At 69.0% G+C, this 11,449-nt stretch carries 10 protein-coding genes, 2 tRNA genes and 2 pseudogenes; 9 read left to right on the plus strand and 5 right to left on the minus strand.

Annotated features, from left to right (window positions below; all coding sequences use genetic code 11):
• The first annotated feature begins 316 nt into the window (after window positions 1-316).
• The 3 genes and pseudogenes from ACH4S8_RS22080 to ACH4S8_RS22090 all read left to right on the plus strand — a co-directional run.
• On the plus strand, window positions 317-862 hold the full coding sequence (locus ACH4S8_RS22080; protein WP_398396506.1) for a hypothetical protein: 546 nt from the start codon (window positions 317-319) through the stop codon (window positions 860-862).
• Between the two features lie 84 nt (window positions 863-946).
• Window positions 947-1,025, plus strand: a tRNA-OTHER gene (locus tag ACH4S8_RS22085).
• 185 nt (window positions 1,026-1,210) lie between these two features.
• A pseudogene (locus ACH4S8_RS22090) lies at window positions 1,211-1,495 on the plus strand (barstar family protein); the annotation flags it as partial.
• Between the two features lie 101 nt (window positions 1,496-1,596).
• On the opposite strand, the gene ACH4S8_RS22095 reads toward ACH4S8_RS22090, so the two are convergent.
• The gene (locus ACH4S8_RS22095; RefSeq protein ID WP_328670591.1) at window positions 1,597-1,764 is read right to left on the minus strand and encodes a hypothetical protein; all 168 of its coding nucleotides are present in this window, start codon (window positions 1,762-1,764) and stop codon (window positions 1,597-1,599) included.
• Between the two features lie 415 nt (window positions 1,765-2,179).
• Between ACH4S8_RS22095 and ACH4S8_RS22100 the strand changes: the two are divergent.
• The 3 genes and pseudogenes from ACH4S8_RS22100 to ACH4S8_RS22110 all read left to right on the plus strand — a co-directional run.
• Window positions 2,180-2,527, plus strand: a pseudogene (locus tag ACH4S8_RS22100) (replication initiator); the annotation flags it as partial.
• Complete coding sequence (locus tag ACH4S8_RS22105) at window positions 2,524-2,712, plus strand: helix-turn-helix domain-containing protein (RefSeq protein ID WP_356469394.1); 189 nt, start codon at window positions 2,524-2,526, stop codon at window positions 2,710-2,712. The pseudogene ACH4S8_RS22100 and the gene ACH4S8_RS22105, both read left to right, overlap by 4 nt.
• The gene (locus tag ACH4S8_RS22110; protein WP_398396509.1) at window positions 2,712-3,863 is read left to right on the plus strand and encodes a tyrosine-type recombinase/integrase; all 1,152 of its coding nucleotides are present in this window, start codon (window positions 2,712-2,714) and stop codon (window positions 3,861-3,863) included. Before ACH4S8_RS22105 ends, ACH4S8_RS22110 begins: the two co-directional genes overlap by 1 nt.
• Before the next feature lie 76 nt (window positions 3,864-3,939).
• Here ACH4S8_RS22110 and ACH4S8_RS22115 read toward each other — a convergent pair.
• A tRNA-Arg gene (locus ACH4S8_RS22115) sits at window positions 3,940-4,015 on the minus strand.
• Between the two features lie 308 nt (window positions 4,016-4,323).
• On the opposite strand from ACH4S8_RS22115, the gene ACH4S8_RS22120 reads away from it, so the two are divergent.
• Window positions 4,324-5,025 carry an RNase A-like domain-containing protein gene (locus tag ACH4S8_RS22120; RefSeq protein ID WP_398396511.1) on the plus strand — a complete coding sequence of 234 codons (702 nt, stop codon included), beginning with the start codon at window positions 4,324-4,326 and terminating at the stop codon, window positions 5,023-5,025.
• 14 nt (window positions 5,026-5,039) lie between these two features.
• Window positions 5,040-5,642 (plus strand): hypothetical protein, encoded by a 603-nt coding sequence (locus tag ACH4S8_RS22125; protein ID WP_398396513.1) that lies wholly within the window; start codon window positions 5,040-5,042, stop codon window positions 5,640-5,642.
• 431 nt (window positions 5,643-6,073) lie between these two features.
• On the opposite strand, the gene ACH4S8_RS22130 is transcribed toward ACH4S8_RS22125, so the two are convergent.
• The 3 genes from ACH4S8_RS22130 to ACH4S8_RS22140 all read right to left on the minus strand — a co-directional run bounded on the left by ACH4S8_RS22130 (window position 6,074) and on the right by ACH4S8_RS22140 (window position 10,365).
• Entirely contained in the window at window positions 6,074-6,742 is a 669-nt protein-coding gene (locus ACH4S8_RS22130; RefSeq protein WP_398396516.1) for a ScbR family autoregulator-binding transcription factor, read from the minus strand.
• A 108-nt stretch (window positions 6,743-6,850) separates the two neighbouring features.
• Entirely contained in the window at window positions 6,851-8,854 is a 2,004-nt protein-coding gene (locus ACH4S8_RS22135; protein WP_398396518.1) for an IclR family transcriptional regulator C-terminal domain-containing protein, read from the minus strand.
• 236 nt (window positions 8,855-9,090) lie between these two features.
• On the minus strand, window positions 9,091-10,365 hold the full coding sequence (locus ACH4S8_RS22140; protein WP_398396520.1) for a M6 family metalloprotease domain-containing protein: 1,275 nt from the start codon (window positions 10,363-10,365) through the stop codon (window positions 9,091-9,093).
• A 406-nt stretch (window positions 10,366-10,771) separates the two neighbouring features.
• Here ACH4S8_RS22140 and ACH4S8_RS22145 point away from each other — a divergent pair, with 406 nt between their 5' ends.
• Window positions 10,772-11,416, plus strand: a complete 645-nt coding sequence (locus ACH4S8_RS22145) for a TetR/AcrR family transcriptional regulator (protein ID WP_398396522.1) — start codon at window positions 10,772-10,774, stop codon at window positions 11,414-11,416.
• Window positions 11,417-11,449 lie beyond the last annotated feature (33 nt).

Below are 11,449 nucleotides of genomic sequence, written 5' to 3' on the forward strand. Positions count from 1 at the left end.
ACAAGGGCTTTGAGGTCTGGCCTCATCTTTATCAGGTCAATGACGGGTGACTTTCGACAGTGACCAACCGGCCCTGCGCTTCGGTCGGGCATCCGCTTAGGTCTGGGGTTGGTCGTCGCTGTTCGCGTCTGTTGGTGTCAGCCGCTGATGTCAGGCCGCGCCGGCCTCTCGACCTGGCGCGGTGAGATTGTGTCGCGTGGTCGCCGTGGCAGCGGTCTTGCCATGACTGCGGGGATGGCTCACCGGACAGTGCCTCCACCATCAGCAACGACGCCTAAGATCCTCATCCGCGTGGGGCTGAGGGGGGACAGGACATATGTCGCAAGTGGTGACTGGCGGCCAGGGCATGGCCGTCGCATCCAGGCGAGTGGGCAGGACGGTCTGCTGGATCGTCGTACTGATCCTGTGGTTGGCTCTTTGTGCCGAATTGCTCCGGGAGGTCTGGCACTTGGAAGCGTGGCAGCGCCTCGCCTTCTGCACGCTCGCGGGGATGGGGTCCTACTACGTATGGCGTCTCGGTCTGTGTGCCTACATCAACGCAGGCCCGACCGCGCTGACGGTCAGGAACCGCTTCTCCAGGTGGCACATCCCCTACAGCGACATCGCCGACGTGACGTGGCTACCTGGCCAGGGCCCTCGACTCGCATTGCACAGCGGCCCCACGGTCCGACTGGACGCCTACACGGGCTGGCCTGCCGGGCCCCTCGGCCGGCAGATGATGACAGACCTCACCGACGTATGCCGCAGCAGCGCGAGCGGCACTCCAGCGGTCAGCAGCAAGCGACTGGCCAGCGGCATAGCCGAGGTGCTCCTCCTATCCCTTGGGGCGTGGTTCTACGTCACCGCTCACATGGCTTCGTGAGGCCGTGACCGCACGTACGCTCTTCCCCGGTTCACGCCGAGTCGTGCTGCCACCAGGCTCCACAAGGTCGGCGGGGTCTCAATGGGTGAGTCAAGCTCGTAAGCGGTCTTGAAAACCGTCGTGGCGCGAGTCACCGTGGGTTCAAATCCCACACCCACCGCCAGCAGAAACGGACTCGGACCAGGCAAATCGGTCAGGGTCCGTTCTCATGCCCGGTGTCCGCCAGTGCCCGTGACTCCCCGCTGTTTCCCGACCGAACGGGCACGGGAGGGGCACGTCGACTGGTGCCCTCTAGAGCCTTTCTCTTTGACGGTGAGTGATTGTGGTGAGGGTGGTTAGGCTGCTGCGATGACGGACAGCGAGCTGATTGTTGACCTGCGCGGTCGGCTGATCGAGACACTCAACGACTTCTGGGACGCGGTGAGCGAGCCGTGCGGCCTGCCGGAGTGGTTCGGCCGGAACCTGGACGCGTGGTCGGACACGATCGAGACCCGGGGCATCTCTGAGGTGATCGACAGCCACGACATCCTGATCGTGCACGTCGACCAGCAAGGTCTCTTCGACGGGCACCGACCGGAGGCCAACGTCCTGGCCGACATCTTCGACGGCGAGCAGAACCGACTCATCGTCCACGGGCCGGCATCAGCGGCTCAATCCGGGCCCACATCGCATCAGTGATCACCAACCGGACAGACGCATCCGATCAACTGATCAACCCGTCAAAGAGACACGCTCTAGGCGTAGGCGGCCAGCAGCGCGGCGAGTAGCCCAGCCGCCGCAGCAGCGAAGACCCGCGGCTTCCTCCAGCCCGGTCCCGAAGCCTGGCGGTTCAGTTCCCACGTGATCACCAGACCGGCACCAAGGCCCAGCGCGCTCCGCAGCAGGAAAACGGTGGCGTGCACGGGGAGCCTCCAGGGGGCATCGATCGGACTGGAAGGCTACCTCTAGTGGGGGTCTGCATGGATAGCCAGGGATCGCATATGCGCAGGTGAGGGCGCTCACCAACGACGCCGCCGCTCGAAGACGGTGAGAGGTTGGCTCCGAGACTTTGGGCGGGAGCTGCCATGGGGCGAGTGATCATGGCCCCTTGAGCTTCCGGCGAGTCGGGCAGTCTGTGGACCTGCCCGTTAAAGCACGACGTTGGGGCCATGATCTTCGAGGCTCGCCCCATGGTGGCTGCCTAAAGTCTCGGAGCCAACCGGCCCATCAGCGTGTTTACGGTTCTCGATTCGGGCCCGCACTCGCTGCGGCCCGGGGCTTGGCCCCGGCGCCGAAGGCGCAGAGGGGCCAAAGCCCAAGGGCCAGCCCGCGCTCGCGCGGGCACTTGATCCGCTCTACCCGGACCGGCGGCTGTGGGCCTGGGCACACATGCTCGGCTTCCGCGGCCACTTCTCCTCCAAGTCCCGCCGCTACTCGACCACCCTCGGGGAGCTCCGTCAGACCCGCGCCGACTTCCGTGCGGCGCAGGAACGGGAAGCCCTCGGCCTCGAGGACCGCGAGCCGGACACCGTGCTCGTCCTCGCCGACTGGCAGTACGCCGGCCACGGCCACACCCCTGGCGAGTCCGCCCTCGCGGCATCGATCGCCCGCGACCTCCAGCACAACCGCGAAACCGCCCGTGAAGCCTTACGCGACCTGCTCGCCCTGGAAGGAGCCGCAGCATGACCACCGCCACCGCTGAGCTGCTGACCGTGCCGGACGTCATGGCTCGGCTCAAGCTCGGACGCTCCAAGGTCTACGACCTGATCCGCTCGCGCCGCCTGGTATCGATCAAGATTGATGGTGCTCGCCGCATCCCCGCCGACGCCGTACGGGACTTCGTCCTCGGCCAGATCGAGGAGGCTGCCTGATGGCCAGCCAGCGCAAGCGGAACCCCAACGGGGCGGGCACGATCACCAAGCGCAAGGACGGCCGCTTTCAGTGCGCGGTCTACGTGCTCCAGCCGGACGGCACCCGGGCCCGCAAGTTCGCCTACGGCAAGACGTGGGCCGAGTGCGACACCAAGCGGCGCGAGCTGCTCGCCAAGGTCGACCAGGGCGTGCCCGTGCCCACCCGGTCGGCCAAGCTCTCCGAGTGGCTGCCGTACTGGCTGGAGAACGTGATCAGGCCTCGACTGAAGCTCAGCACGTACGACAAGTACGAGGCGCACGTCCGGCTCTACCTCGTGCCGCTGCTCGGCTCGAAGCGGCTCGAATCCTTCGGCGTCGCGGACGTCCGTCGCTTCCTCATTCGGATGGAGAAGGAGACCACCGCGGCAACGGCCAAGGAGTCCCACCGAGTGCTGCGTTCCGCTCTGTCCTCGGCCTGCCGCGAGGAGCTGATCGCGCGTAACGTCGCCAAACTCGTCGAGCCGCCCCGTACGGACAACAGGGAGCTGAAGCCCTGGACGCTGGACGAGACGTTGGACTTCCTCGCGGCCTCTCGACGAGATCCGCTCTACGCGGCCTTCGTGCTTGCCATCGCCATGGGGCTCCGCCGGGGCGAGATCATCGGCCTCCGTTGGTCGGATCTCGACCTGGACAACCGGGTCCTTTACGTCCGCCAGCAGTCTCAGCGCCGTCGCGGTGTCCTCTACGACGACGATCCCAAGAGCCGTCGACGCCGTGTCGTTCCGCTGCCCGCGCTCTGCATCGCTCCGCTGCGCTGGCATCGCATGCGGCAGTCGGTCGCCCGCGTCAAGGCGGGGGAGCAGTGGCACGAGTCGGGATACGTCTTCACCACTCGCACCGGGCGTCAGGTCGAGCCGCGGAACGTCTACCGCTCCTTCACCCGTGTCGCCGAGTCCGCCGGCCTTCGCGTGATTCGGCTGCATGACGCTCGGCACGGAACGGCCACTCTTCTCACGGCGGCCGGAGTCGCGCCCCGAGTCGTGATGGAGATCCTCGGACACTCGCAGATCAGCATCACCATGGACGTGTACACGCACGTCGTGCAGGACACCCAGCGCGAGGCCATGAGCCACATGGACCGGCTGCTCAGGAAGCGGCCCGGTCGTCAGTGACCGTCGCCGTTGATGTCAGATCTGGATGTCAGAGGGGTCTCACATACGGAAATCCGTATGTGAGACCCCTCTGAACTGGTGCCCCCGGCAGGATTCGAACCTGCGACACCCGCTTTAGGAGAGCGGTGCTCTATCCCCTGAGCTACGAAGGCGCGGGATCTGTCGGAAAACGTGTCTGAAAGTCTGCCGGGATGGGCGGACCGCTCAGGCTTGCTTGGCGACAGGTCGTGGTGGCAGCCCGTGAGGGCGTAGCCATCGCGGTCAGTGTAGCGGGTGGTGCCTGATCCGAGGGCGGAGAGATGTGCGCACCGGCTCGGGCGGCGAGCGCATGGGTGATCTTGGCTCGGGCGACGGAGCCGCCCGGCCAGGCGTAGAGGGTGCCTGCTCGCCACGGATGCTGCCGTACTCACCACTCCGGCGCCGGAACTTACCTCACCTGACAGTCGCAGCCGACGGGAGCGTGACTGCATCTCACGCACGCTACTTGGACGGAGTCCTGGTCGACGTGACATTGGCGGACGGCGGCCGCCTCACCAGCACACCTGGACACCGGTTCTTCGTGACCGGCCACGGCTGGACCCTGGCCTCAGGACTTCGACCCGGAAACGCCCTGCGCACCCCGGACGGCGAACGCACTGTGGCTGCACTGGCCGAACGGCGCGAGGCGAGGTCCCGGACGGTGTACGACCTGACCGTCTCCGGCCTGCACACCTTCTACACCGTGGCGGGTGATAGCCCGGTCCTGGTCCACAACTGCAACGACCTCGTGGCCGACGCGAGGAAATACCCCAGGCTGGCCCACACACTCGACGAGCACACGGCCGGGCTCGTCAGTGTTCAGAAAGCCGTGGACCTGGCCATCGAGAAGACGGCGCTGCGCGGACAGACCGTACCCAACAGCCTGTTCATCGACCAGCAGACCGCCCAGCAGGTCGTCGACTACGCGTTGGCCAACAACGCCAACAGAATCAAGAACTGGCTCACCAAGACCAGGACGCCAGACCTGGACTGGGAGGATCACTTCGGTGCGAGGAACTCCCTGGGCAAGACGTACTTCCCTGACGGGAGCTGGACGGTCGCCGGAAACAAGTACTACATCAAGCTCGTGCGAGCCTCAGGACACAAAGCCGGTTTCTACGTACAGACGTGCTTTCCAAAGTGAGGAGGCGGGACGCGATGCCACGCTTCACGCCATTCGATTTCGGTGTGTCGACGGTGATGGGCCGCTTCCACCAGGACTGGATCCATGACGGGGACACGGCCGCCGACGTCGTCGCCAAGCAGCTCGCGGCGTCGGTCGACGACGAGGTCTTGGCGATACGCCGCGACGCGCGGTCTTTCGGCAGCCTTCCTTCGCCGACGCTGGAGGTGTTGTGGGACGCCGGTTCGCAGTACTTGCCGACCTTCGAACGCCTGGGGGGAGGAGCCGAGTGGACTCGGACGGTCGTCGCCCTGTGCGACGCGCGGCTGTCGGCGAACACCGATGTGCGCCCGCTCACGGGGGCGGACATCGAGGACGGCATGCCCTGCCTCGACGCGGTCGTCGCCGAGATCGGTGCCGCACGGTTCCTGCCTGCCGAGGTCCGGGCGGCCCTCACGGACTGCGCGACCCACTGCAACCCGGACCTGGCGTTCCGGACACTGCTGAGAGCAATCAGATGCGCTCCTGACGCCTCGCTCTCGGCCGAGCAGTACGCGAGGCTGGAAGCCATCGGATCGGCTCTCCAGTACGGCGAGTTCCTCGTGGACTTCGTCAGGTACCTGATCGAACAGCCGTAGCGGCACGAACGGCGTTCCTCTCCAGGGCCACATCGGAGAGGAATGCCGTCCCGGGACGTACCCGTCCACAATCGCCTGAACCTGGTGATGAACGAGGGGCCCCATGTCGACCCTGAAGGGGGCAGCTGAAGCAACTCGGGGTGCTCGGGGCGAGGGAAGGCCTCGGGACAAGAGGGTGATCCGGGCGGGGAGCCCTGGAGTCTTTCGCTCGCGACGGGCGGTCCGTCGACCGGTCGGTGCGCACAGGCTGGGGCGTTTTGAAAACCAGGGTGGGCCGTTTGGTGGCTCTGCGCGCCAAGGCGCTGACCTGGGCTTCGGGGGTTTTCGACAGATCCCACGAAGGCGTGCGGATCCCGGGTGGAGGCTGGGAAGGTTCCCGTTCGTGCAGGTGGGGTGGGGTTGGGCCGGGTGGTCGAAGGGCGGGGCGTCGGTCAGTCGGGTGGGAGGTTCGAGAGGGCCGGGCGGGTCAGGTGGAGCATGCGGGTCAGCCACAGGCTGCCCGACTCGCGGTGGGAGAGGGAGCGGGTGTCCGCGGGGAGGCGGGGCAGGGCCGTCGTGCCGGTGATCATGGACAGCATCAGCGCGGCGGCGGCACGTACATCGACGTCGGGGAGCAGCGAGCCGTCGTTGCGGGCCCGGCCCAGGATTCCGTGCAGGGCGCCGAGCCAGTTGAAGTGGCAGTGCAGCGACGGGTCGTCCGGGGTTTTGATCTCCTGCGTCAGGCGTGCGCCCGCGCGGACGGTCATGTCGGTCTCGAGGAGGCCCACGAGGGCGTGGGCCATGGCGGTCGCCGTCTCGAACGCCGGAGTCTCGCGCCGCGCCAGCTTCGCGAGTGCGGCGCCCGACGTGGCACAGGCCTCCGCCTGGACGGCACGGGCCAGATCGGTCTTGGCCGCGAAGTGGAAGAACAGGGCGCCCTTGGTGACCTGCGCGTGATCACTGATCGCGGACAAGGTGGCCCGTTCGTAGCCGGCCTGGTCGAACACCGTCGAGGCGGCCCGGATCAGGCTGCGCCTGGTTCGCTCGGACCTCTCCTGCCTCACCACGACGCGACCACCCGGACGCTCCTTGTCGTTCGGCTGCTGTTCGTCCTGCCGCAAGCGACGCTAGAAACCTGCTTTTCCATCTGTCAACGGGGCCTCGGCGCGCAGATCATCTTCACGCCACGGTGGTGACTCCCGTGGCGGTGCCGCTGGTTGAAGGGGTACTCAGTTCGGCTGCACCCGGCGGAAGCGGCCCGCGATGTGCAGGTCCGCCTCGATGCGGGCCGCCGTCGCGCGGAGTTCGGACAGTACGTCGCGTACGCACGCCTCGGTGGTACGGCGGCTGCTGTGCATGGCGACGCTCACCGCGGCCACGACCCGTCCGCCGCGTTCGCGCACCGGAACGGCGATGGACCGCAGTCCCTGCTCCAACTCTCCCTCGACCAGGGCGTATCCGGCCGTCCTGACCCGGTCCAGTTCGGCTCTGAACAGCTCCGGGTCCGTGACGGTCCGCCCGGTGACGGCCCCGGGTGCGCCGTCGGCCAGTGTGTCCATCGCGCGGGCTTCCGGAAGATCGGCCAGGATCGCTCGGCCCAGGGAGGTGGCGTACGCGGGCAGCCGGGTGCCGACGGTGACGTCGACGCTCATGATGCCGCGGGTGGAGACGTGCCCGGTGTACTGGATCTCGGCGCCCGCCAGCACCGCGAGCGACACCGAGTCCTGCAGCCGCTGGGAGAGATCGGTCAGGTACGGGGCCGCGATCTCGGGGAGTGCGGTCCGTGAGAGTGGTGGGAAGCCGAGGCCCAGGACGCGCGGGGTGAGCCGGAACACGCGGTCGTGCGTGGTGACGTATCCGAGGTGTTCCAGCGTGATCAGGGCACGCCGAGCGGTCGCGCGGGCGAGTCCGGTCGCCCGGGCCACCGCGGTGAGGGTCAGTTCGGCGCGGCCCTCGCCGAAGGCCGTGATCACGGTCAGGCCCCGCGCCAGCGACTCGACGAACTCCCGCCCCAGCTCCTGCTTGGAGGCGCCGGTCCAGTCGGCGAGCCCGGAGGGGGCGGTGACCGTCCCCGCGGCCGCCGCGCCTCCCGCGCCTCCCGCGCCTCCCGCGCCTCCCGCGCCTCCCGCGCCTCCCGCGCCTCCCGCGCCTCCCGCGCCTCCCGCGCCTCCCGCGCCTCCCGTGCCTCCCGTACTTCCCGTGCCTCCCGTGCTTTCCGGGCCTTTCGCGGTCTCCGGGCCCGTGCCCCCCGCGCTCTCCGGTTTGCCTGCGCCGTCCGTGCCTGTCGTGCCGCCCGGCTCGATCGCTTCGGCCTGCGCTCCGCTCCGCGCCGGTCCCGCGCTCCGCTCCGGCGCCGGTTCCCGGGCCGGTGCGTTCGGTGCGTTCGGTGCGTTCAGTGAGTCCCTGGCGTCCAGCGCCAGCGCCCGTTCCATCTCTGCCACGGCCGTCCGCAGGCGCGGCAGCAGCGCCTCCCGCAGTCCGGCAGCACTGTGCCGGCTCGTATGGCTCACCACGTTCACCACGCAGGCGATCCGCCCCGCCTCCCGTACGGGCATCGAGACGGCGACGAGGCCCGGTTCGATCAGCTGGTCGTCCGACGCCCAGCCCGATCGGTCCGCTTCCGCCGCCCGCTGCTCGAAGTCGTCGCCGACGGTGGGGCGTTGGGCGGCGGGACGGGCGGAGGTGTCCGGCCCTCCGTCGTACGGTCTGCTCCGCGCCGGCACGGCCGGGAAGCCGCGGTCCTCCGGGTCGGCCGTGCGGCGCTCGCGCCAGTGTCCCCACTCCTCCTCGCTCCACTCGGACGCGAACAGCGCCCCGGGCGCGGTGCGTTCGGCGGGGAGCAGATCGCCGATGCGGAAGCTCAGGGACATGGCGCGGCGCCGGGTCGCCTGATGGATGAAGCGGATGCCGTCCCGGTCACAGACGGCGAGGGACACCGACTCGTCGAGTTCGTCGGCGAGCGCGTCGGCGTACGCGTCCAGAACGCGGGGAAGCCGGAGAGCGGCGAGATAGGCGTTGCCGAGTTCCATCAGGCGAGGAGTGAGCACGGCGTCCCGGCCGTCGAGGCGTACGTATCCCATGCGTGCGAGGGTCGCCGTGATCCGGTCGACGGTGGACCGCGCGAGCCCGGTGGCCCGTTCGAGTCCGCTCAGACTGGCCGTCCCGTCCGCCTCGGTCAGCCTCCGCAGCACGGCGATCCCGCGGATCAGCGGGGTGACCGCCTCGCCAGGCACCTCGGCCCCCGTGGGCGCGGAACCGCTGCCCGTCCCTGCCGGTGCGGGGCTCGACGCCGCGCCCTGCGACGGCGACGGCATGGGGCGCGAGGCCCCGGGGCTCGACGGCATGGAGCTTGATGACATGGGCTCTCCGATGGGGCTCTCAGAAGAGTCACCGTGCGGCGGGTCCCGGATGAGCCGCCGTGCGGCGGATCCCGGAAGGGCCACGGCAACAGCGCTTGCCCGCCCGGTGGTCAGCGGCGTGTCACGTACACCCGATACTTCCCCGCCGCGTCCTCCGACGCGACCTGGACGGTGATTCCCGCCTTGGCGGCCTTGAAGGTCTCACCGGGGGAGAAGGGTGCGTCGGAGAGCTCCGCCTGGACGTTGGGGGAACGGGTGCACCCGCCGCTGTCGGGGTGGGAGTCGTACACCGTGATGGGCCCGTTCCCGGTGTCGACGTCCGTGTCGACCCTGTAGACGAGGATGCCGGGACGGCAGACGGCGGAGTCGTTGCCCGCGCGGGTGCGCAGTTCGAGGACGTACGCGCTCCGGTTGCCGACGGGTATGACGACGAGCTTGGCTCCGCCCCGCCGGGCCATCGGGGTCAGCGTGTACGCGCTGGTGCCGCGCGCCGCCGCGCAGCCGATCTGGGAGGCGTCGAGCCAGCCGAGCTTCCACTTGTGCCAGCCGAGCAGATCGTTGTCGGCCCCCCAGTCCTCGCTCATGATGTCCCAGTGCCCGACCGCGCCGCCGCCGTCCTGGGTGTAGAGGTCGGGCAGACCGAAGGTGTGGCCGTTCTCGTGCGGCAGCACGCGGTAGCCGGTGTCGGCGTAGGAGCCCGAGCCGTCGTCCTGGCGGCTGTAGACGAAGGACGCGTTGGCGACCGGGACGCCGTCCGCGACCGGTGCCTCGGTGTTGCCGGCGAACGTCACGGACAGCACGGTGTCCAGCGCGGAGGGCCCGGCATTCGGTGTGACCAGCACGTTCAGGATGTCGTACGACCGGAAGTCGACCTCGGGATCGGCCGTGGCCACGATGTCCTGGACCAGTTCGCGGTACCCGGGGTCGAAGGGCGCGCCACGTTCTATCCCGTACGCCTTGAAGGGCTTCGGCATCCGCAGCCAGTGCCGGACGGGGGCCTTGGGGCGGTAGTCGAGGCGGCCGTAGGAGGCGGTGCGGAACCAGTGCTGCGTCTTCGGGAAGAACTCGTTGTACCGGTCGAGGGCGCTGCCCTTGCCGGGCGCGTCGGAGAAGTCGACCATCAGGGTCAGAGCCCGCAGGGTGCCGGTGGAGCGGGCGTAACCGGGGGCGGTCGGAATCCCTTCCCCCATCTGGACGTTCGGCCGGCCGTTGATCGTGCAGGGGCCGAGGGCCGTGGAGCGGGCCAGTGCCGCGGAGCCCGCCGTGGCGGAGCCGGCCGTCAGGTGTCCGGTGCCGGCGGAGGTGCTGACCGCCAGCGTCAGAACGGTCACCGTGGCCAGCGCGGCCACACGGCGCGGGCGTATGCGGCGTCTGGACGGCTGCATGCGGGGGGCCCTTCGCTCCACGGCAGCCACTGGTGTCCGACTGCACCCTTTCGATCACCCTCCGTCGCCGACATGCCGGGCGCGCGCTGGGTGAGCCCGATCGGGTTCATCCGCGAAAGGGGGCGGGAGGGAGGAGAGGAGGGGCGAGAGGGCGGGTGCGGGAGGGGCGCGGGGGCGGATGCGGGGTGGGCACGAGAGGGGTGCGGGGGCGGGTGCGGGAAGGGGTGCGGGGGAAGGCCGGGAGGAGCGAAGTGAGAGGATGGGATGTGATGCAGGTCACATTCATTAGTTCCGCATCAGGGAAATAACCGGGGATCGTTTCCCCGTTTAGTCATACGTCCGAGCGAAACGGGGACCGAATCCCCGGATCGCATTCAGGCCCCGAGATACTTCGAGGAGATACGTCGTGGAGACCGCAACCCCCGTGCGGCGTCGAGTGGCCCGGCCCCGTGCCGATGCCCTGCGCAACCGGGAGCGGATCGTCGCCGCCGCCCGCGAGATGTTCGTCGAGTTCGGTGCCGAGGTGCCGTTCGATGAGATCGCCCGCCGGGCCGGTGTCGGCAACGCCACGGTGTACCGCAACTTCCCCGACCGCGACGCCCTCGCCCGCGAGGTCGTGTGCTCGGTCATGGACCGCACCTCGGAGTGGGTCGAGGCGGCGCTCGCCGCGGACGGCGACGCGTTCGAGGCGCTGAGCGGCTTCGTGCACTTCGCCGCCGACGAGCGGATCGGTGCCCTGTGCCCGATGCTCTCCGCGAACTTCGACCAGAACCACCCCGACCTGGTCGCCGCGCGCGACCGGATCACCGACCTGATACAGCGGCTGATGGCTCGCGCCCGCGAGGCCGGACAGCTGCGCCCCGACGTCGAGTTGGGCGATCTGATGATCGCCGTCAGTCAGCTCACCAGGCCGCTCCCGGGTACCGCGTGCCAGGGGATCGACCGCTTCGTACACCGGCATCTGCAGTTGCTCCTGGACGGCATGCGGGCTCCGGCCCGTTCCGAACTGCCGGGAGTGGCCGCCGACTTGGAGGGACTGCGGCGAGTGTGACCGGCCCGTCAGGCGCCGTGACCGATCGGCCGA

The organism is Streptomyces sp. NPDC021080, from assembly GCF_044333225.1.
Taxonomy (GTDB): Bacteria; Actinomycetota; Actinomycetes; order Streptomycetales; family Streptomycetaceae; genus Streptomyces.